Raw genomic sequence first — 21,821 nt, 5'->3', positions numbered from 1 at the left:
TACGATGACCAAAACCGCTCAACAGCCCGCCCCGCAGCCGCCGCTCGACCCCCGGCTGCTGTCCGTCCTGGTCTGCCCCGTCACCAAGGGCCCGCTGATCTATGATCGCGAGGCCGGGGAACTGATCAGCCGGCAGGCCGGCCTGGCCTTCCCGATTCGCGACGGCATCCCCATCATGCTGCCCGACGAGGCCCGCCCGCTTCAGCCCTGAGCGGGCCGGTCGCCCGGGCTGCCCACCGGCACGTTGTCGATCAGCCTGACCGTGCCCACCCGGCCGGCCGCCAGCAGGCGCGCCGGCTGCCCCCCCTGTTCCGACAGCGGCGCCAGGTCGGCGTCCCGGCGCAGTTCCAGATATTCGATGTCGGCAAAGCCCGCCTGCAACAGCCGCGCGCGGGTGGCCGCCAGCACCGCCCCCACCGGGCGGCCGGCCGCGATGTCGCGCGCGGCATCGGTCAGCGCCGCCGGCAACACGCCCGCGCGGTCGCGCTCGCCCGCGCCCGCCAGCCGGCGGTTGCGCGAGGACATCGCCAGCCCGTCCGCCTCACGCCGGGTGGGGCAGGCCACCACGCGGATCGGGATATCCAGGTCGGTCGCCATGCGGCGCACGACATGGACCTGCTGGAAATCCTTCTCGCCGAAAAAGGCGGCATCGGCCTGGCTTTGCAGGAACAGCTTGCAGACCACCGTCGCCACCCCGTCGAAATGGCCGGGGCGGTGCGCGCCGCACAGCCCCTCGGCCACGCCGCCGGCCGAAATGCGGGTCGCAAAGCCCGGCGGATACATCTCGTCCACCGTGGGGGCGTACAGCAGGTGCGTGCCGGCCTCGGCCAGCATGCGCGCGTCCTCGTCCCCGGTCCGGGGGTAGCTGCCCAGGTCGGCCGGATTGTCGAACTGCGTCGGGTTGACGAAGATCGAGACGATCACCCGGTCCATCGTCCGCAGCGCCGCCCGCACCAGGCTGAGATGCCCGTCGTGCAGCGCCCCCATGGTGGGCACCAGCCCCACCGTCAGCCCGTCCTGCTTCCAGCCGCGCACGATGCGCCGCAGGGCCTCGACCGTATGGACCGTGCGCATCTCGGGCGTAAGCGTCTTCAGCATGGTGTTTCCCTCTGGGAGACTGTCCTGGCGGGATATATCGGCCCGATCCCGCGCCAGGGGAAGCCCTACGCGAGTCGCCCCCCGGGACGATGGCTTCCGATGCGATAGGGCACGACGCCGCGTTCCTCGCTGCCCACGTCCAGCGGCTGGCCGATCGCCGGCACGGCGCGGTGGCGGCAGTCCACCCGGTCGCACCCCCGGCAGCCGGGGCCGATGGGCACCGCGATGCGCGGATCGCCCAGCGCCAGGCCGGTGGCGTAGACCATGTCCCGCGCGTCCGACACCGCGCAGCCCAGCACCACCGCCACCAGCCGGGGCCGGTCGAAATAGGACTGGCCGGCATGGCCCACCGTGCGCGCGACGTTCAGGTACAGGGCGTCGTCGGTCGTCCGCGATAACTGCACCGAGATCTGCCCCGGCATGCCGAAGGCCCGGAACACGTTCCATAACGGACACGGCCCGCCGAAGCGCGACAGGCGGAAGCTGTTGGCGCTGGAGCTTTTGAGGACGTTCCCGGCGATGTCGGTCTTGAGGAAATAGAACGGCACCCCTTCCCGCCCCGGCCCCTGCAACGTGCTCAGCCGATGGCACACCTGCTCGAAACTGGCGCCGAACTGGTGTTGCAGCCGCTCGATATCGTGCCGGCTGTCGTGCGCGGCGGCGCGGAAGCGGTCATAGGGCATCATCAGCGCCCCGGCGTAATAATTGACCAGCCCCACCCGCGCCAGCGCACGCGCATCGGCCGTCATCAGCGGCGAACGACGGATGACCCGGTCGAAGCGCGCGCCGTCCTCGGCCTGCGCCACCACCTGCGCCATCCAGAAGGCCCGGCTTTCGGCCGGCGCCCCGCGCGCCAGCAGCAACCGCCCCTGCCGCCGGTCCAGCCGCCACATCACCCCGTGCTCGGCCAGGTCGCCGTCCTGCACCGCCAGCCCGTGCCGGTCGCGCAGATGGCGGATCATCGCCTCGACCGGCCCCAGGCCGGCCAGGTCCAGCGCCCGCGCGCGGTCCTCGGCCGCGCGGTCGATTCCGTCGAAATAGTTGCGTTCGGCCTGCACCCAGTCGCCCACGGCCTCGTACGGGGCCACGGCCTCGGGCACCGGGCGGGTGCCGGGGCCGAGCGTGGGCAGCGTCCCCTGCTCGCGCCCCGCCAGATAGGCGCGATAGAGGTGCACCACCTGCCCGGCCAGCGACGGGGCGGCCCGGACGGCGGCCTGCAATTCCGCCGCCGGCACGCCGGCCGGCCCGAACAGCGGGTCGCCCATGATCTCGCGCAGGGCCTGAAGCTGGCGCAGTTCGTCGCTGTCGCCGAAATAATCGGCCGGCACGCCGAACAACGCGCCCAGCCGCGCCAGCAGCTTCGGCGACAGCGGGCGCTGGTCGTGCTCGATCTGGTTGAGGTAGCTGGCCGAAACCGCCAGCCCGCGCGCCAGCGCGCTCTGCGTCATGCGGTCCCGGTCGCGCAACTGCCGGATCCTGTGCCCGGCAAAGAGCTTCGCCGCCGGTCTCGCCATCTTCGCACCTTTCGCAACGCGGGGCCGGGCTGTTGCCCTTATTCGCCCGAATGCAGCTTATCCGACGCCGGATTCTTGCAATATTCACAAGCAGGAAATCAAAAACAGGAGGCGCCCGTGAAACGCCGCGAGGTCAAGGTCCACCCCGAAAGCGACCGCCTGCCGCGCGCGCGGCAACTGGCCTGGCGCATGGCCGAAATCGCCGCCGACCCGGTGGCGGTCGAAGACGCGGTGGCCGACATGATCGTCAACCGCATCATCGACAACGCGGCCGTCGCCATCGCGTCGGTCAACCGCCACCCCGCCGTCACCGCGCGGGCCCAGGCGCTGGCCCATGCGCGGCCGGGGGGCGCCACCCTGTTCGGCTGCGGCCCCGACATCCGCGTCCATGCCGAATGGGCGGCCTGGGCCAACGGCACGGCGGTGCGGGAACTGGATTTCCACGACACCTTCCTGGCCGCCGACTATTCCCACCCCGGTGACAACATCCCCCCTATCCTGGCCGTGGCGCAGCAATGCGGGCGATCGGGCCGCGACCTGATCCGCGGCATCGCCACCGGCTATGAAATCCAGATCGACCTGGTGCGCGCCATCTGCCTGCACGCGCACAAGATCGACCATGTGGCCCATCTCGGCCCCTCGGTCGCCGCCGGGATCGGCACCCTGCTGCACCTGGAACCCGAGGTGACCTACCAGGCGATCCAGCAGGCGCTGCACGTCACCACCGCGACCCGGCAGAGCCGCAAGGGCGAGATTTCGTCGTGGAAGGCCTTCGCCCCCGCCCATGCCGGCAAGCTGGCGGTCGAGGCCGTGGACCGTGCCATGCTGGGCGAAGGCGCCCCCAGCCCGATCTACGAAGGCGAGGACGGCGTCATCGCCCGGATGCTGGACGGCCCCGAGGCGCGCTATCTGGTGCCCCTGCCCGAACCCGGCGAGCCCAAGCGCGCGATCCTGGACAGTTTCACCAAGGAACATTCCGCCGAGTACCAGAGCCAGGCGCTGATCGACCTGGCTTTCCGGCTGGGCCGGCGGGTGGACGACTGGGACCAGGTCGACGACATCGCCATCCACACCAGCCACCACACCCACTACGTGATCGGCACCGGGGCCAACGACCCGCAGAAGTTCGACCCCGAGGCGTCGCGCGAAACGCTGGACCATTCCATCATGTATATCGTGGCCGTGGCGTTGCAGGACGGGTCCTGGCACCATGTGCGCTCGTACCTGCCCGAACGCGCGCGACGGGCCGACACGGTGCGGCTGTGGCGCAGGATCCATACGGTGGAAGACCCGGACTGGACCACGCGCTACCATTCCGACGATCCGGCGATCAAGGCGTTCGGCGGCCGCATCACCATCCGTTTCAAGGACGGCCGGACGATCACCGACGAACTGGCGGTGGCCAACGCCCACCCGCTGGGCGCCACGCCCTGGACGCGCCCGGACTACATCCGCAAGTTCCAGACCCTGACCGAAGGCGTGATCGACCCCGCCGAAGCCCGGCGCTTCCTCGCCACCGTGCAGCGCCTGCCCGACCTGCGGGCCGGCGAGCTGACGGCGCTGGAACTGGCGGTGCCGCAGGGCACGCTGGCCCGCAACGAGCGCCGCGGAATCTTCTTCTGCCATCAGGAAAAATAAGAACCACTCTACGCAAGGGAGCCTGATCCATGACCCAGACCCCACCCCGCCCCAAGAAATCGGTCGCCCTGTCCGGCGTCGCCGCCGGCAACACGGCGCTGAGTTCGGTCGGGCACAGCGGCAACGACCTGCAGTACCGGGGCTATGACATCCGCGACCTGGCCGAAAACTGCCGTTTCGAGGAAATCGCCCATCTGCTGGTCCACGGCACGCTGCCCGGCGCATCGGTGCTGGCCGCCTATATGGAAAAGCTACGCGCCAGCCGGGGCCTTCCCGAAGCGGTGCGCCGCGCGCTGGAAGACCTGCCCGCCGCCGCCCATCCGATGGACGTGCTGCGATCGGGCGTGTCGATCATGGGCTGCGTGCTGCCCGAACGCGCCGACCTGTCGCCCGCCGGCGCGCGCGAGGTCGCCGACAGGCTGCTGGCGTCCATGGGTTCGATGCTGATGTACTGGTATCATTTCTCGAACCACGGCCGCCGCATCGACGTCGAGACCGCCGACGACAGCATCGGCGGCCATTTCCTGCACCTGCTGCACGGGCGGCAGCCCCCCGACGAATGGGTGCGCGCGATGCATGCGTCGCTGATCCTGTATGCCGAGCACGAATTCAACGCCTCGACCTTCGCCTGCCGGGTGGTGGCGGGCACCGGGGCCGACATGTATTCGGCCATCACCGCCGGCATCGGCGCCCTGCGTGGCCCCCGGCACGGCGGCGCCAACGAGGTCGCGCTGGACATCCAGCAGCGCTACGCCGACCCGGACGAGGCCGAGGCCGATATCCGCCGCCGCCTGGCCGAACGCGAAATCGTCATCGGCTTCGGCCATCCGGTCTACACCATCGCCGACCCCCGGCACGCCATAATCAAGGGGTTCGCGCGCACCTTGTCCGACCGGGCGCGGACACGCCGGACCTACGACATCGCAGCGCGGGTGGAACAGGTCATGGCCGACAGCAGGGGCATGTTTCCGAACCTCGACTGGTTCAGCGCCGTGTCCTACCACATGATGAACGTGCCCACGGCGATGTTCACGCCCCTGTTCGTCATGGCCCGCACGGCGGGATGGAGCGCCCATGTGATGGAACAGCGCCAGGACGGCAAGATCATCCGGCCGTCGGCCAACTACACCGGCCCGGCGCCCCGCCGCTTCGTGCCGATGGCGGAACGCGAGACGATGGAGATCGCGGCATGACCTACCTGACCGGGGCGGACCTGCCCGACCAGGCCGCCGGCCTCCGCTTCCGCCGCCTGCTGCAAGGCGACGGCATCCTGCAACTGCCCGGCGCGCACAACGGCCAGGCCGCCCTCCAGGCCCGCGATGCCGGGTTCGACGCGCTCTACCTGTCGGGCGCGGCCATGACCGCCAGCATGGGCCTGCCGGACCTGGGCATCATCACCATCGACGAGGTGACGTTCTTCATCCGCCAGATCGTCCGCGCCAGCGGCCTGCCGCTGCTGGTGGACGGCGACACCGGCTATGGCGAGACGCTGAACGTGATGAACATGGTCCGCGCGTTCGAGGACGCCGGCGCGGCCGCCGTGCATATCGAGGATCAGGTCCTGCCCAAGAAATGCGGGCACCTGAACGACAAGAAGCTGGTCCCGCCGCAGGAAATGGCGCTGAAGATCCAGGCCGCGTCGCGCGCAGCACGCCACCTGGTGGTGGTGGCGCGCACCGACGCCGCCGCCACCGAAGGGCTGGACGGCGCCGTGGCCCGCGCCCGCCTGTATCGCGAAGCCGGGGCCGACGCGATCTTCCCCGAGGCCATGACCGACGAGGCGATGTTCCGCGCCTTCGCCCAGCGCCTGCCCGACGTGCCGCTGCTGGCCAACATGACGGAATTCGGCCGCACGCCGTTCTTCACCGCGTCCCAGTTCCAGGCCATGGGCTATCGCATGGTCATCTGGCCCGTCAGTTCGCTGCGCGTCGCCAACCGCGCCCAGGCCGAACTGTACGCCGCCCTGCGCCAGGACGGCAGCACGCAGCGCATGCTGCCGCGCATGCAGACGCGCGAGGAACTGTACCGCACCCTGCGCTATCACGAGTACGAGGCGCTGGACGGCAGCATCGTCCGCACCGTGCTGCCGCAGGCCGGCTGACCGCGCGCACCCGTTCCGCCCGCGCATCTTCCGCGCGGGCGGGGTTGTCTGCTAAGGACGGTGCCTTCCCCGGCAGGAGGCAGCGTTGACCCAGACGATCCGGCTTTTCAGCATGACCACACTTCTTCTCTTGCTTGCCGCCTGCGGCGGGGGCGGCGGAAAGCACGCCCACCACCATGGCCCCGTCAGCACGCGGGAACGGTGGCAGGCGCTGGGCTACCAGGACGGATTGCAGAAGACCCCCTGAGGGAGAGGCCGGGCTCTGCCCGAACCCGGCAAGGGCGTTGCCCTTGACCCACCAAAGGGCCTGGCCCTTTGGAAACCCAGGACTTCATGAAACGAATGGGATGCACGGGCCGAGGCCCTTGCCGGGTTCGGGCAGCGCCCGACCTTCCTTGTCCCATATAACTTGGTGCCTATGGGGCGATGTCGGGCCATTCGTCGGCCGGGACCAGATCGACCCCCACCGTCAGCACGTCGTCCCCGCCCCCCAGGATCAGGCCGCGCACCGGGCTGATGTCGCCGTAATCGCGGCCCCAGCCCAGCACCACATGCTCGGCCCGCACCACGATGCCGTTCGTGGGGTCCAGCCCCACCCAGCCGTGCTCCGGCCCCAGCCAGGCCCCCACCCAGGCGTGGGACTGGTCGGACCCCAGGCGGCGCTTCTGCCCCGGCGGCGGCCGCGTGCGGATATAGCCGGACATGTAGCGCGCCGGCACGCCGACCTGGCGCAGCGCGCTGATCATCAGATGCGTGAAATCCTGGCACACGCCCTCGCGCCGGCTCAGCACCTGATCGACCGGGGTGGACAGCGTGGTGACCCCGGCGCGAAAGCGGAATTCGGTATAGATCCGCCGGTTCAGGTCCAGCAGCGCCGCCAGCACGGGGCGCCCCGGCGCGAACGACAGGGCCGCGTACTCCCCCGCCGCCGCGTTGGCCGCGCACATCGGGCTGTCGAACAGGAATTCCGCCGCATCCAGGGCCGGGCCCCCGCCCACCCGCGCCAGGGCCGCCACATCCTCCCACGCCAGGGTCGTCTCCTCCGGCGGAGGCCGGGCGAAATCGACATCGACCTCCGATTCCGTCAGCACGTCGAAGGTCAGGTGCGGGGCCTCGTGATACAGCCACGCGACCGGATTGCCGAAATAATCCACGCCGTCCACGCGCCGCACCGGGGCGGGCGTGACCTCCAGCCGCGTCCACAGCACCGCCTGGCCCGGCAGGTCGCGCGGCGTCACATGCACGATATGGGCCGCCAGATCGACCGGGCGGCCATAGACGTAGCGGGTGGCGTGGCGCACGCGATAGATCATGTGCGGCCCCCCCGGCCCTGCGCGCCCGTCGCCCTCATGCCTCGTCCCCCGCTCCGCCCCTGTCGACATAATGCCCGCCACCCACCGCGCGCGGCGGTATCAGCACCACGAAGTAGCGGCGCGCGATCTGGCGGGCCAGGTCGCGGATGTCGTCGCGGATGTCCAGGATGCGGTCGGGCAGGGTCGCGGCCATGCTGTCCTGCCGCGGCGCCGCCAGCACGTCGTCGACCACCCCGTGCAGCCGGTCCATGATGGCGCGGACGGCGCGCAGCAGGTCGGCCCCGCCCACCGGGCCGGCGGCCGGCCGGTCCGGATCGGCCTGGCTCAGATCAGCCAGCGCGTCGCCGATCATGGCCATCTGGCTGGCGACCCCGCGCGGATTGCCCTCGTCCAGCAGCAGCAGGTCCAGCACCGGCCCCGGCTGCAACACCGCGAAATAGCGCGAGCGATAGGTGATGACGCAGTCGCTCAGTTCCAGGATCAGGCGCAGCGCGCCCTCCATCCGGCCGCGCTGCGCCACGTCCTTCTGCTGCAGCACCAGCGCGATCGACGTCAGGATCGCCCCGGCGCGCTCGATCCGGCGGCCGAGGTCCAGGAACTGCCGCCCGCCGTTGCGCACCATGTTCTCGGCCGTCAGGCCCGAAATGGTGGCGCCATAGCGCAGCAGCCCGTCGGTCACCCGCCCGATCCGTTCCAGCGTGCGGCCCGGGTCGCCGGGCACGCGGGTGTCCTGCAACTGGCCGCGCAGGGCCTCGGTGCCCTGGACGATGGTGTCGTAGGTTTCCGCCGTCAGCCGGTCCTGCAATCCCGCCGCGACCCGCGCGATCTCGGACAGCAGGCGCTGCGGCAGGCCGGAATCGAAGGCGACGCCCGACAGCATCCGCACCAGGGTCGGAAACCCCGCGCCGATCGCCGGTTCGTCCTGCAACAGGCCGACATGGCCGGCCAGCCGCAGCAGGGTTTCCAGTTCCACCCGTTCGCGCGGCGACCCGTCCACCCGGCCGGCGCGGCCCGTCACCCCGCGCAGCACGCGGCCGGCGCCTTCCAACTGTTCCAGATAGCGGCCCAGCCAGAAGAAATCATCGGCGGCCCGGCTGGGCAGGTCCCCCTGCCCCCGGCGGATGGCCAGCGTCATCGTCGGCAGCACCGCCGCCCCGATGGTGTCGGTGCTGTCCTCGACCGTGACCCAGACGTCCTTGGTGACGACCTGCCCACCCAGCCGCCGGCCGGGCGCCGCGTCGGCATCAGGCAGCAGATGCGCCATGCCGCCGGGCAGCACCTGCCAGTCGGCGCCGTCGAACAGGGCGAACAGGCGCAGCACGATGGCGCCGGGTTCGATCCCACCGGGCTGGACCGACGGCATCACCGACGGCGGCACGGCCTCGACCGCCACGAAGCGTTCGGGCGCGCGGCGCAGGGCCGCCAGGGCGTCGTCGTCCAGCCGGTCCAGCCGGCGCACCGGCGCCATGGCGTCCGCGACGGGCCGCAGCCACCAGCGCGACCGGTCACCGGCCAGCAGATCCCCCAGCCCGCCGGGCACATCGCCCAGCCACAGGGTCCGCGTGTCCGGCAGCAGCAGGTCGCGCTCCAGGAACCGGGCGGCCAGGTCGGGCATGAAGGCGGCGAACCCCGGGGCCTCGACCACGCCGGCGGCGGGGTCGTTCACCAGATGCACCGCCCCGCTGCGCACGGCATCCAGCAGCCCGGCGATGCCCGGCACCGGCCCGCCGTCCAGCTCCAGCGGATCGACCGTCCAGCCGTCCTGCCGCAGCAGCAGCACATCCACCCGGCGCAGGCCCCGCACGGTCTTCAGCCACAGCGCGCCGTCGCGCACCGTCAGGTCCCCGGCCTCGGCCAGCACGCAGCCCAGTTCGCGCGCCAGGATGACGTGTTCCGCCCATTGCGGCCCCCGCGGGCCCGGGGTCAGCAGCGCCAGCCCCGGGTTGCGGTCGGACAGGCCCGCCAGCCGTTGCAGGCTGTCCTGCCAGGATTCGAAGAACGGGGTCAGGCGCCGGACCTCGCGGCCCGAGAACAGTTCGGGCAGCACGCGCGCCATCTGCCGGCGGTTTTCCAGCGCCCGCCCGATGCCGTTGGCCCGCGCCACCCGGTCGGCCACCACCCGCCAGCCGCCATCGGGCCCGCGAATCAGATCGGCCGAATAGAACGACAGGAACTGCCGGGGCGGCACGTCCCACCCCGGCCCCGGATGGTCGCCCATGCGCAGGAAGCCCGGGGCCGGATACACCAGCGCCGGCGGCAGCACACCGTCGGCCAGCAGCGTGCGCGGGCCGTACAGGTCGCGCAGCGTGTCCTCCAGGATACGCGCGCGCTGCACGATCCCGTCGCCCAGCCGGTCGAATTCCTGCGCCGTCAGCAGCAGCGGCACCGGGTCGCACCCCCCGGCCAGCGGCGGCGTGCCGCCCGCGATGCCGGTCTGGTCGTGCAGCGCGCGCGCCATCTGCCGCGCGCGTTCCAGCAGGTCCCGATGGCCGAGATCGCTGATCGCGCCCAGCAGGCCGCGCCAATGGGGCCGAACGCCACCGCGTCCGTCCACCATTTCGTCCAGGGGAATGCGCTCCAGGTCCATGATGCCCGATGTATGGGCGAACGCCGGTCAACAGTAAACGGCCTTGCGCCGCCCCGTCGGCTAGGTCGCCGGTTGGGGCGCCGGCGCCCGATGCACCAGCGCGTGGATGAAGGCCAGCTTGCGCAGCACGGGCACGGGCAGGACGAACGGATAGAAATCCGACTGGCCCATCGACCGGTTGAGGCTGTTCACCGCATAGGTCAGCGGCAGCCACGCCCGCGCCACCTGGTCGAACGAATCGACCGTATAAGGGTTGAAATCGACCGCGGTCTGAAAGGACGGGTCGCTGGAAATCCGCACGCCCACCGACAGGCCGTACGCCTGCGCCGTTTCCAGCGTCGAGACGATGTGCAGGTAATGGGCCCAGGTCTCGGCGAAGTCCTCCCACGGGTGGGTGGTGGCGTATTCGCTGACATATTCGTCCTGCCAGCCCGGCGGGGGGCCGGCTTCGTAATGGTACTGCAACGCCGCCTGGTAGTCCTGGCTGTCGTCGCCGAACACCGCGCGGCAATCCTCCAGCCGGCCGCCGTCGCGGACCAGGACGTTCCAGTAGTAATGGCCGATCTCGTGCCGGAAATGGCCCAGCAGGGTGCGATAATGCTCGCCCATCTCGACGCGCATGGTCTCGCGCGTGGCGTCGTCGGCCTCGCGCACCGCAATGGTGATGACGCCGTCCTGATGGCCGGTCATCACCCGGCCGCCGCCCGTCGGGTCTTCCAGGAAATCGAAGGCCAGGCCGCCCTGCGGGTCCTGCTGGCGGGTCCGCATGGGCAGGTCCAGGCACAGCAGGGTATAGAAAAGCCGGTGCTTGGCCGATTCCAGCTGCCGCCAGCGTTCGCCGTTGCCGTCGATCGACAGGTCCGGGATCACCCGGTTATGGCGGCAGGCCACGCAGAAGGCGTCGCCCCCGTCCGGCACCAGCCAGTTGCACACCCCATGCTCGGCGTTGGCGCAGAACCGCACCGCATCGGCGCCGGCCGCTTCCGACAGCGGACGCCATGCCCCCTCGATGTCCTCGACGGGTTCCAGCGCGGTCAGGTCGTTGCAATCGGGCAGGTAGCCGAGCACATGATGGCAGCGCTCGCACATCGTGTTCTCGAAAAACAGGATCTGGTTGCAGGACTGACAGGCAAACAGTTTCACGACGCGCCCCCACGGCAGTTATCCCCGAAAAGGGAATAACGCCGGGGCGGCGGCGGCCGTTCCCCCCATGGCGTTCCCCCCTGGCGGGGGGACAGCGGCAGGCGTCAGGAAAACCGGCGCAGGTCCAGCGTGCGCGGCTGCTCCAGCGACCGGCGCAGCACCGGGGGCGCCATCGTGCCCACGGTATGGCCGAACGGGAAGAAGCGCGTGCGCCGCCGGGCCTCGGCCTCGTTGGCGTTGACGGGCCGCGTCTCGTAATTGCGGCCGCCCGGATGGGCGACATGGTGCGTCAGCCCACCCACGCTGCGCCCGGTCCAGCTGTCGTAGATGTCGAAGATCAGCGGCGACTGCACGCCCACCGTGGGGTGCAGGGCGCTGGGCGGGTTCCAGGCCTTGAAGCGGACGCCGCCGACATACTCGCCCTGGCGGTCGGTCCGCGTCAGCGGCACGGCCACGCCGTTGCAGGCCAGCACGTAGCGTTCGTCCACCCAGCCGGTCACCCGCGCCTGCACCCGTTCGGCCGAGCTGTCGACATAGCGCACGGTGCCGCCCGAGCCCGGCTCCTCGGCCAGGGTGTTCCACGGTTCCAGCGCATGCCGCAGGTCCAGCGTCATGCCCAGCACGGATACCGACCCGATTTCGGGGAAGCGGAAATCCATGTGCGGCGCGAACCAGCCGGGGTCCAGCGGCGCGCCCAGCGCGCGCAGTTCGGCCAGCGCGTCGTCGAAATCCTGCCGGACGTAATGCGGCAGCATGAAATCGTCATGCAGACGCGTGCCCCAGCGCACCAGCCGCCGGTCGTAGGGCTGCGCCCAGAACGCCGCCACCGCCGCGCGCATCAGCAGCATCTGCGCCGCCGCCATCTGGTGATGGGGCGGCATCTCGAACGCGCGATATTCCACCAGCCCCAGCCGCCCGGTGCTGCTTTCCGGCGCATAGAGCTTGTCGATGCAGAATTCCGTGCGATGCGTGTTGCCCGTCATGTCCGCCAGGGTGTTGCGGAACAGGCGGTCGGTCAGCCAGGGCGGCGTCGGCCGGTCGGGATGGACCTGGGAAAACGCGATTTCCAGTTCCGCCACGCTGTCGTCGCGCGCCTCGTCCACCCGGGGATGCTGCGAGGACGGGCCGATGAACAGGCCGCTGAACAGATAGGACAGCGACGGGTGGTTGTGCCAGAAGCCCACCAGCGACTTCAGCAGGTCCGGCCGGCGCAGGAACGGGCTGTCGGCGGCGCGGGCCGCGCCCATCACCACATGGTTGCCGCCACCGGTGCCGACATGGCGGCCGTCCAGCATGAATTTCTCGGCGATCAGCCCCACCTGCCGCGCCTGGTCGTACAGCTGCTCGCTGCGGGTGACGTGCTCGTCCCAGCTTGCGGCGGGGTGGATGTTGACCTCGATCACCCCCGGGTCGGGCGTGATCGAGAAATTCAGCAGGCGCGGGTCGCGCGGCGGCTGGTAGCCTTCCAGCACTACCTTGCGCCCGGCGGCGCGGGCCGTGTCCTCGACCGCCGCGCACAGGTCCAGCCAGTCCTCGACGGCGTACAGCGGCGGGAAGAACACATGCAGGATGCCGCCCCGCGCCTCCACCGCCAGGGCGGTGCGCACCAGTTCCGGGTCCTGCTGCCCCACGGCGACCAGATGGCCGCGCATCGCCTGGTCCAGCGACATCCGCCCCGCGCCCCCGCCCGGATAGGGCGGCAGGGCCGGCAGGTCGGACAGGGCCGGCATGTCGCCGCCCGAGGCGACGCCGCCCGGCGCCGCCCGGCCCGGCACGCCCTGGCCCGCCCATTCGGGCGCGCTGGTCGCCGGGCCGGCCGTGCGGCGGGCCAGCCCCGGATGGGGCGGCAGGGGCATGCGGGGCGCGAAGGGGTCGCGCTCCATATCGTGGTCGATGCTGGCCTCGTCGGCCCACAGCAGGCTTTGCAGCGGCAGGCGGAAGCCCACCGGCGCGTCGCCCGGCACCAGGAACATCAGGTCGCCGCGGAAGAACCACCGGCCGGACTGCCAGCGCCGCACGCCGTCGCGTTCCACCACGCGCAGCGGCAGCACGCTGCCCACCGGCACGTTCAGCCCGTGGCCGTAGACGCGGGCCAGGCGGTCGCGCTCCAGCGGGTCGCGCAGCTTCGCATCCTCGACGATCACGTTCGCCGGCAGGCGATGCTCGCGCCACAGATAGTAATGGATGTCCTCGTAGGCCGGACTGACCAGCCCGGGATCGACCTGCAACCGCTCGGCCAGCGCGCGGCAGAAGGCGGCGGCGTCGGCCTCGGTCGCGGTGTCGGAATCGTCGTCGGACGCCAGCAGCGACGGGTCGGTCCACACCGGCTCGCCATCCCGGCGCCAGTGGCACAGCAGCGCCCAGCGCGGCAGCTGCTCGCCGGGGTAATGCTTGCCCAGCACGTGCTGGATCGCCGCCCCTGTGGTCCACGGCGGCATCAGCCGCCGCAGCAGCCGCCCGGCATAGGCGCGCTTGGTCGGGCCCAGCGCGTCGGTGTTCCATTCCGCCGCGTCCATGTCGTCGGCGGCGATGAAGGTGGGCTCGCCCCCCATCGTCAGGTCCACGCCGCCGGCGTCCAGGCTGGCGTCCACCGTGCGGCCGGCGGCCAGGATCGCCTGCCACTGCGCCTCGCTGTAGGGCCTGGTGGTCCGGGGCGTCTCCAGGACCCGGGTGACCGACATGGCGAAATCGAACTCGGTCTCGCATTTTCCGATCAGGCCGGAAATCGCGGCGGCCGACGCCGGTTCCGGGGTCGCGGCCAGCGGAATGTGGCCCTCGCCGGTCAGCAGGCCCGACGTGGCGTCCAGCCCCACCCAGCCCGCGCCGGGCAGGTAGACCTCGGCCCAGGCATGCAGGTCGGTGAAGTCCTCGGTGGGGCCTTCGGGGCCGGTCAGCGGCTTCTGGTCCGCGACCAGCTGAATCAGGTAGCCCGACACGAACCGCGCCGCGAAGCCCAGGTGCCGCAGGATCTGCACCAGCAGCCACGCGCTGTCGCGGCACGACCCGGTGCCGCTTTCCAGCGTTTCCTCGGGCGTCCAGACGCCCGGCTCCATCCGCACGACATAGGCGATGCGCGCCTGCACCTGCTGGTTCAGCGCCACCAGCATGTCCACCGTATGGCGCGGCGTGCGGTCGATACCGTCCAGCAGCGCCTGCAGCAGCGGGCCGGGCGTCTCGCGCGTGCGGTAGGGCGCCAGTTCGCCGGCCAGCACCGGATCGTAGGCGAACGGCCACTGCTCGGCCTGGGGTTCGAGGAAGAAGTCGAACGGGTTGATCGTGGCCATGTCAGCCACCAGATCAACCGTGACGTCGAAATGCGTCACCGGTTCGGGAAAGACGATCCGCGCCTGATAATTGCCCGACGGATCCTGCATCCAGTTGATGAAATGCGGCTTGGGTTCGATCCGCAGCGCATAGGACACGATCGGGGTGCGGGCGTGGGGTGCGGGCCTCAGCCGGACCGTCTGCGGGCCCAGGGCCACCGGACGATCGTAACGATACCGTGTGCTATGTGTCAGCGCGACGTGCAGGGTCATGCATCGGCCTTAAGATTTAAGTGTTCCGCCCGCAGAACGCTACCCCACATGGCATGCGGACGAACAGGGGGTGGCCGGGAAAATCGGACATCACGATTCTGCATCGGATTGGCCCTTGGCGAGCGGACGATTTCTTGCTTGGCTGCAATGGAATAAACGGACCAGCAGGTGGGTGGACATGACTCCTTCGCGCCTGATCCCCCGTCCGGCACGGGGGACATAGGATATGAGTGACCTGACAGATCGGGGCACGGCCCAGCGCGCCGGCTTGTTCGTCGCCTATGACACGCCGGATTTCTTCTGCGAGCTGATGAATCGCAAGGATGCCCCGCCCGACAGCCTGGCCCTGGTGCGCGAACGCCTGTCGCGCTTCGACCTGCCCGAACTGCGCCAGCGCGCCGGCGCGGCCGAGGCCGAGCTGTACAACCTGGGCATCACCTTCACCGTCTATACCGACCGCGACGCGATCGACCGCATCCTGCCCTTCGACCTGATCCCGCATATCCTGACCGCCGCCGAGTGGGACCATGTCGAGCGCGGGGTGCGCCAGCGGGTCACCGCCATCAACCATTTCCTGTGGGACATCTACCACGAGAAGCGCATCCTGAAGGACGGGATCATCCCGGCCGAGCTGGTGCTGGGCAACCCCAACTACCGGCCCGAGATGGAGGGGCTGGACGTGCCCGGCGGGGTCTACGTCCATATCAACGGCACCGACATCGTGCGCGACGGCGACGGCCGGTTCCTGGTGCTGGAAGACAATGCGCGCACCCCCTCGGGCGTGTCGTACGTCATCGAGAACCGGCACATGATGCTGCGCGTCATGCCGGACCTGGCGGCGGGGCTGGACCTCATGCCGGTCGACGAGTACGGCCTGCGCCTGCGTCATGCCCTGGCCGAGGTCGCCCCCCAGGGGGTCATGGACCCGCAGGTGGTGCTGCTGTCGCCCGGCATCTACAATTCGGCCTATTTCGAGCATGTGTTCCTGGCGCGCGAAATGGGCGTGCCGCTGGTCGAGGGGCGCGACCTGGTGGTGGAAGGCGGCCGCGTCTACATGCGCACCGTCGCGGGCCTGCGCCCGGTCCATTCGATCTACCGCCGCCTGAACGACGATTTTCTCGACCCCCAGGTCTTCAACCCCGACAGCATGCTGGGCGTGCCCGGGCTGGTGGACGCCTACCGGCGCGGCAACGTGACCATCGCCAACGCCATCGGCACCGGCGTGGCCGACGACAAGGCGGTCTACGCCTACATGCCGCGCATCATCCGCTATTACCTGTCGGAAGAACCCATCCTGTCGAACGTCGACACCCATATCTGCGCCGAGGCCGAGGGGCTGGCCTACACGCTGGCCAACCTGGACAAGCTGGTGGTCAAGCCGGTGGGCGAATCCGGCGGATACGGGCTGATCATCGGCCCGCACGCCACCCGGACCGAACTGGACGAGTTCCGCGTCAAGCTGCTGGCCGACCCGGCCAACTACATCAGCCAGCCGGTCATCAGCCTGTCGGTCTGCCCCACTTTGTGCGACGCGGGGGTCGAGGCCCGGCATGTGGACCTGCGGCCGTTCGCGGTAACGGGCCGCTCCACCTGGGTGCTGCCGGGCGGGCTGTCGCGCGTGGCCCTGCGCAAGGGATCTCTGGTGGTCAATTCCTCGCAGGGCGGGGGGTCGAAGGATACATGGGTGCTGGCGTCATGAACCCGATCATCGTCGATGCCCCGCCCGCCGACGGGACCATGCCCATCCTGCTGTCGCGCTATGCCGAATGCACCATCTGGCTGGCGCGCTACATGGAGCGGATCGAGAACCTCGCGCGCCTGATCGACGTGACCGAGACCTTCGTCCGCTCGGGCAGCACCGTGAACGGCTGGCAGTCGATCATCCAGATCAATGCCGACGAGGAGCGGTTCTTCGCACGCCACGCGGTCGCGACCGAGGAAAGCGTGGTCGGCTTCTACGTCACCGACCGCGAAAACCCCAACTCCATCGCCTCGATCGCCCATGCGGCGCGGGAAAACGCGCGCGCGCTGCGGCCCCTGATCTCGACCGAGATGTGGACGCAGCTCAATATCTTCACCAACACCGTCCGGGCGCTGGGCACCACCGACATCCGCTCGTCCAACCTGTCGGCGCTGTGCGCCCGGCTGAAACAGGAATGCCAGACCCATCACGGCATTACCGAAGGCACGTTCTATCGCGACCAGGCGTGGCTGTTCTACCTCATCGGGCGCAACCTGGAACGCGGCGACCAGATCACGCGGCTGATCGACATCAAATACCACACGCTGCTGCCCAGCGTGGCCGGGGTGGGGTCCGAGGTCGATATCAGCCAGTGGACCGCCGTGCTGCGTTCGGCCGCCGCCTACCATGCGTTCCGCCGCGTCGTGCCGGGCGAGATGACGCCCGGCACCGTCGCAGGCTTCCTGCTGAAGAACGACGGCTTCCCCCGGTCGCTGTCCACCTGCCTGCGCCAGCTGCACTGGGCGGTGGGGCACCTGCGCACCGATTACGGGCTGAAGCACGGGTACGCGGCGGCCGAACGGATCGAGGAACTGCGCGCCACCCTGGCCGAACAGACGGTCAAGGACATCATCCTGCGCGGCCTGCACGAATTCCTCGACTGGGTACAGCGCGAACTGCGGCTGGTGCAGGGCGAGATCGCCCAGGCCTTCTGGCCGCCCATGGAACCGCCCCCCGCGCCCGCACCCGCGCAGAGCCAGTCCCAGGCCTGACGGCCTGCACCCACACACCGGGAGCCTGCGGTCGCCATGCGATCTTGTGACGGCAGGCCCCGCCTGACCGGAGACCCCCGATGGCCCACGCCCTGCAGATGTATATCGACGGAAAATGGGTCGATCCCACCGTTCCCCGGACGATCGACGTCATCAATCCGGCGACCGAGGCCCCCTGCGCCACCATCGCGCTGGGCAGCGCCGCCGATGTCGATCTGGCCGTGGCCGCCGCGCGCCGGGCGTTCGGAACATGGTCGGTCTCGACCCGGGCCGAGCGGATCGACCTGCTGGAACGGATCCTGACCGTCTATCGCCGCCGCATGGACGACATGGCGTCCGCCATCTCGCAGGAAATGGGGGCGCCGCTGCCCTTCGCCCGCGACGCGCAGGCCTGGGCCGGCATGGCGCATCTGGAACAGATGATCCGCGCCCTGCGCGACTTTACGTTCGACCAGCAGGTGGACGACATGCTGATCACCCGCGAGCCCGTGGGCGTGGTGGGGCTGATCACGCCGTGGAACTGGCCGATGAACCAGATCGCCTGCAAGGTCGGCCCGGCGCTGGCGGCCGGCTGCACCATGGTGTTGAAACCCAGCGAGATCGCACCGCTCAGCGGCCTGGTCTTCACCGAGATCCTGGACGAGGCCGGCGTGCCGCCCGGCGTCTATAACCTGGTGAACGGCGACGGGCCCGAGGTCGGCGAGGCCATCGCCCGCCACAGGGATATCGAGATGGTGTCCTTCACCGGCTCGACCCGCGCCGGCACCATCGTGGCCCGCCTGGCCGCCGACACCGTCAAGCGCGTGCATCAGGAACTGGGCGGCAAATCGCCCAACATCATCCTGCCCGACGCCGACCTCGCCGACGCGGTGCGGCGCGGGGTGGCGGGCTGCTTCGGCAATTCCGGCCAGTCCTGCGACGCCCCCACCCGCATGCTGGTGCCCCGCGCGCGCATGGCCGAGGCGATGGCCATCGCCGCCGAGGCCGCGGCCCCCTTCATCGTCGGCCCGCCGGACGCCCCGGGCACGCGCCTGGGTCCGGTGGTCAGCGACGTGCAGTTCGCCAAGATCCAGGCCCTGATCCAGGCCGGCCTCGACGAGGGCGCCACCCTGGTGGCCGGCGGCCCCGGCCGGCCCGAGGGGCTGCCGGTCGGCTATTACGTGCGCCCGACCATCTTCGGCAACGTCACCCCCGCCATGACCATCGCGCGCGAGGAAATCTTCGGCCCCGTGCTGTCGATCATCGCCTACGACGACGAGGAAGACGCCATCGCCATCGCCAACGACACCCCCTACGGGCTGGCGGCCTATGTACAGTCCGGCGACCTGGCCCGCGCCCGGGCGGTGGCACGGCGGCTGCGGGCGGGCAACGTGAACATCAACGGCGCCGCCTGGACCGTCGCCGCCCCCTTCGGCGGCTACAAGCAGTCGGGCAACGGGCGCGAATGCGGCGAATACGGCCTGACCGACTTCCTGGAAATCAAGGCCATCCTGGGATACGGACCCGAAGCGTGACCCACCCCACCGAAGGCCGGCCCCTGCCCGACAGCCTGTACGCCGAAACCGCCCGCCCCGCCGTCCCCACCCCGCCCCTGACGGGCGAAATCCGGGTGGGCACCGCCCTGATCGGCGGCGGTTTCACCGGCCTGTCGGCCGCGCTGCATCTGGCCGAGGCCGGGCACGCGGTGGCGGTGCTGGAGGCCAACGCCCCCGGCTGGGGCGCGTCCGGCCGCAACGGCGGGCAGGTCAACCCCGGCCTGAAGACCCTGCCTTCGGACGTCGAGCGCGATTTCGGCCCCGAACGCGGCGCGCGCCTGGCCCACGCGGCCTGGAACGCCCCCGATCTGGTCTTTGAACTTGTCGAACGCCACGGCATCGCCTGCGCCGCCGCGCGCGGCGGCACGTTGCGCGTGGCCACCAGCGACGACCAGATCCCGGCCCTGCGGCAACTAACCGACGAATGCCGCGCGCGCGGCGGCGACGTGGCGTGGCTGGACGATGCCGCCATCGCAGCCCGCACCGGCACCGGCCGCTATCGCGCCGCCCTGCTGGACCGGCGCGGCGGGCAGGTCAATCCGCTGGGCCTGGCGCGCGGCATGGCCCAGGCCGCCATCGGGCACGGGGCGCAGATCTTCGGCGGCACGCGCGCCCTGTCGCTGCGCCGCGACGACGGGTGCTGGCGCATCGGCACCCGCAACGGCGCGGTGCGGGCCGACCGCGTGGTCTTCGCCACCAACGGCTATGCCGACCGGCTGTGGAACCGCCTGCGCCGGACGGTGGTGCCGGCCTCCAGCGCCATCGTCGCCACCGCCCCCCTGCCCCCCGACATCCGCGCGCGCATCCTGGCGGCGCGCGAGGTGCTGTACGAACTGGGCGAGATCACCACCTATTACCGGATCGACGACGCCGGCCGGCTGCTGATCGGCGGCCGATCGTCCCTGGCCGAGCGTTCCGGCCCCGGCGCCTTCCCCTTCCTGCAACGCCACGCGCTGACGCTGTGGCCGTTCCTGCACGGCGTGCAATGGACGCACGGCTGGAACGGCCATGTCGCCGTCACGCTGGACCATTACCCGCACTGGCACGAACCCATGCCGGGCATCATCGCCTGCGTGGGCTACAACGGCCGCGGCGTCGCCATGGCCACCCTGCTGGGCCGCGAAATCGCCCGCCGCGCCCTGGGCGCCACCACCGAGGACATCCTGCTGCCCCCCAGCCCCATCCGCCCCATCCCCTTCCACGCCGCCTGGCCCCTGGGGGTCACCGCCAAAATCATCCAGGGCCGCCTGACCGACCGCCTGTCCCGCCTGCGGGGGTGAACGCACGACGCCCTTGCACCGCAATGCCCCGCTTTTGAAAAAGGATACGGAACGATTGGTGCGTGACACTATCTCTTTTACCACAGGCACCTTTCGGGACGACCGGCCTGCGGACCATTGATAGCGTCCGGATCGCGACGGACATCAGGGACGACATTTCTTAGAAAACACTGAACCTGGCGACAATATTACCGAAAACCATGAAAAATCCCGCCCATGTCGCATCTCGGCCGCGTGTACGGACGACCACGGCAAGGGCGCCGCGCATGCGGCCGTTTCCCGATGTTTTGCACGGTATCCGTTCAAGAAGGGAACCGCATACGACCGGTTCGGCTGCATCGCCCAGGCCCATTTCAGATATGACCCGGACGCGATCGGCGCCAATTACGACCTGATTGCGCAGGTCGATATGGCCTCTTTGCGCATCGGCCTGGATGTCGACGCCGGCACCCTGAGCGTGCCCCAGGCCGAGGCCGCCCTGCACTGGGTCACGACCAAGGCCCAGGATACGGCCATTCAGCGGTCGAACGACGACCGTCCGCATGGCTGACGAAAGATAGGGCCCCGGTCTGCCCCCGTCCCTCTACAGACGGCCCTTCACTGGGGCCGGGGGATAATGACCGCGTCCGGAGATTTTTTGTCGGGATTGAGAACGACCCCTCCGGATTGCGAGGAATATGTATTCGATGTCGACTGATTCGGTGTAACGGGCGGGTGGAACGCCGAAACCGGACCAAACAGGCCTCCGGCAGACCTCTTCATCGTGCTTTCAGGCTGGCGGGCGCACCCACGGGTGATAATGGAACAGATCCCGTCCGTTCCGACCATTTCGTCATTATCGCCCGTATAATGCACGTCCGATACCCGGTCGTGGTCCAGGCGGATCACAGCCGTGCAGGTCGTCCCGCCCCCACCGCTGAACTGCGAAAGCGTCGTTATGATGTCGCCCACCGGAATGAGCGTCGAGCCTCCATAGTTCGGCTGCGCATGCGTTCCGGTATAGACGAAGACCTGGGTCGTGTCATTGAGCTGCTTGGTGGCGGATGGAATCCCGGCACACGCCTGAAGATCGTAGGACGTCATTCCGATCATGGTGATCTGTGCCTTGTGAGCAGCCCGTGAATCAAAATATCCGCACCCACCCAGACCCAGAGAAAGCGAGGAAACAACGAGCAGACACAGAATGCGACAGTTCATTTCCAGGATTATCCCCACACCTCAATCGGAACACACGAGGCACGGCGCACCCCTTCGACAAACCTAGTGCGCTCTTTCCGGTCGATGCAAGAGCCGGACGAGGCGCAAAATGTCTCTTTCCCAATGAAACTCGATGTTACGGGAAT

At 69.9% G+C, this 21,821-nt stretch carries 17 protein-coding genes; 10 read left to right on the top strand and 7 right to left on the bottom strand.

Annotation, left to right across the window (positions count from 1 at the left end; all coding sequences use genetic code 11):
* The first annotated feature begins 4 nt into the window (after positions 1-4).
* Entirely contained in the window at positions 5-211 is a 207-nt protein-coding gene (locus HLH34_RS09775; RefSeq protein WP_183119401.1) for a Trm112 family protein, read from the top strand.
* Here the strand turns inward: HLH34_RS09775 and panC are convergent.
* Complete coding sequence (gene panC, locus HLH34_RS09770; protein ID WP_183119400.1) at positions 202-1,098, bottom strand: pantoate--beta-alanine ligase; 897 nt, start codon at positions 1,096-1,098, stop codon at positions 202-204. The genes HLH34_RS09775 and panC overlap by 10 nt on opposite strands.
* Before the next feature lie 65 nt (positions 1,099-1,163).
* The gene (locus HLH34_RS09765) at positions 1,164-2,612 is read right to left on the bottom strand and encodes a helix-turn-helix domain-containing protein (RefSeq protein ID WP_183119399.1); all 1,449 of its coding nucleotides are present in this window, start codon (positions 2,610-2,612) and stop codon (positions 1,164-1,166) included.
* 117 nt (positions 2,613-2,729) lie between these two features.
* On the opposite strand from HLH34_RS09765, the gene HLH34_RS09760 reads away from it, so the two are divergent.
* From HLH34_RS09760 to HLH34_RS09745, 4 genes are all read left to right on the top strand, one after another.
* Positions 2,730-4,250, top strand: coding sequence for an MmgE/PrpD family protein (locus HLH34_RS09760; RefSeq protein WP_183119398.1), 1,521 nt, complete (start codon positions 2,730-2,732; stop codon positions 4,248-4,250).
* Between the two features lie 29 nt (positions 4,251-4,279).
* Positions 4,280-5,443 (top strand): bifunctional 2-methylcitrate synthase/citrate synthase, encoded by a 1,164-nt coding sequence (gene prpC / locus HLH34_RS09755; protein WP_183119397.1) that lies wholly within the window; start codon positions 4,280-4,282, stop codon positions 5,441-5,443.
* Positions 5,440-6,351, top strand: a complete 912-nt coding sequence (gene prpB / locus HLH34_RS09750; RefSeq protein ID WP_183119396.1) for a methylisocitrate lyase — start codon at positions 5,440-5,442, stop codon at positions 6,349-6,351. Before prpC ends, prpB begins: the two co-directional genes overlap by 4 nt.
* A gap of 85 nt (positions 6,352-6,436) precedes the next feature.
* Complete coding sequence (locus HLH34_RS09745) at positions 6,437-6,598, top strand: hypothetical protein (protein ID WP_220792118.1); 162 nt, start codon at positions 6,437-6,439, stop codon at positions 6,596-6,598.
* 169 nt (positions 6,599-6,767) lie between these two features.
* On the opposite strand, the gene HLH34_RS09740 is transcribed toward HLH34_RS09745, so the two are convergent.
* From HLH34_RS09740 to HLH34_RS09725, 4 genes are all read right to left on the bottom strand, one after another.
* Entirely contained in the window at positions 6,768-7,664 is an 897-nt protein-coding gene (locus HLH34_RS09740; RefSeq protein WP_183119395.1) for a transglutaminase family protein, read from the bottom strand.
* A 34-nt stretch (positions 7,665-7,698) separates the two neighbouring features.
* Positions 7,699-10,251: a circularly permuted type 2 ATP-grasp protein gene (locus HLH34_RS09735; protein WP_183119394.1), complete on the bottom strand. Its 2,553-nt coding sequence runs from the start codon at positions 10,249-10,251 to the stop codon at positions 7,699-7,701.
* A 60-nt stretch (positions 10,252-10,311) separates the two neighbouring features.
* Complete coding sequence (locus HLH34_RS09730; protein WP_183119393.1) at positions 10,312-11,394, bottom strand: zinc-binding metallopeptidase family protein; 1,083 nt, start codon at positions 11,392-11,394, stop codon at positions 10,312-10,314.
* Positions 11,395-11,498: 104 nt separating this feature from the next.
* Positions 11,499-14,930, bottom strand: coding sequence for a transglutaminase family protein (locus HLH34_RS09725; RefSeq protein ID WP_183119392.1), 3,432 nt, complete (start codon positions 14,928-14,930; stop codon positions 11,499-11,501).
* Between the two features lie 226 nt (positions 14,931-15,156).
* Between HLH34_RS09725 and HLH34_RS09720 the strand changes: the two genes are divergently transcribed.
* The 5 genes from HLH34_RS09720 to HLH34_RS19395 all read left to right on the top strand — a co-directional run bounded on the left by HLH34_RS09720 (position 15,157) and on the right by HLH34_RS19395 (position 21,028).
* On the top strand, positions 15,157-16,629 hold the full coding sequence (locus tag HLH34_RS09720; protein ID WP_183119391.1) for a circularly permuted type 2 ATP-grasp protein: 1,473 nt from the start codon (positions 15,157-15,159) through the stop codon (positions 16,627-16,629).
* Entirely contained in the window at positions 16,611-17,663 is a 1,053-nt protein-coding gene (locus tag HLH34_RS09715) for an alpha-E domain-containing protein (RefSeq protein WP_183119390.1), read from the top strand. Before HLH34_RS09720 ends, HLH34_RS09715 begins: the two co-directional genes overlap by 19 nt.
* Positions 17,664-17,743: 80 nt before the next feature.
* Positions 17,744-19,177, top strand: coding sequence for an aldehyde dehydrogenase family protein (locus HLH34_RS09710; protein WP_183119389.1), 1,434 nt, complete (start codon positions 17,744-17,746; stop codon positions 19,175-19,177).
* Entirely contained in the window at positions 19,174-20,478 is a 1,305-nt protein-coding gene (locus HLH34_RS09705; protein WP_264784538.1) for an NAD(P)/FAD-dependent oxidoreductase, read from the top strand. Before HLH34_RS09710 ends, HLH34_RS09705 begins: the two co-directional genes overlap by 4 nt.
* Before the next feature lie 409 nt (positions 20,479-20,887).
* On the top strand, positions 20,888-21,028 hold the full coding sequence (locus HLH34_RS19395) for a hypothetical protein (RefSeq protein WP_244959823.1): 141 nt from the start codon (positions 20,888-20,890) through the stop codon (positions 21,026-21,028).
* Between the two features lie 47 nt (positions 21,029-21,075).
* On the opposite strand, the gene HLH34_RS09695 is transcribed toward HLH34_RS19395, so the two are convergent.
* A complete protein-coding gene (locus tag HLH34_RS09695) occupies positions 21,076-21,570 on the bottom strand; it encodes a hypothetical protein (RefSeq protein ID WP_183119610.1) in 495 nt (164 codons plus the stop codon).
* Positions 21,571-21,821 lie beyond the last annotated feature (251 nt).

The sequence above is a fragment of the Gluconacetobacter azotocaptans genome (assembly GCF_014174355.1).
Taxonomy (GTDB): Bacteria; Pseudomonadota; Alphaproteobacteria; order Acetobacterales; family Acetobacteraceae; genus Gluconacetobacter; species Gluconacetobacter azotocaptans.
Note: the sequence above shows the minus strand (reverse complement) of the source record. Positions and strands in the feature narration are given on the sequence as shown.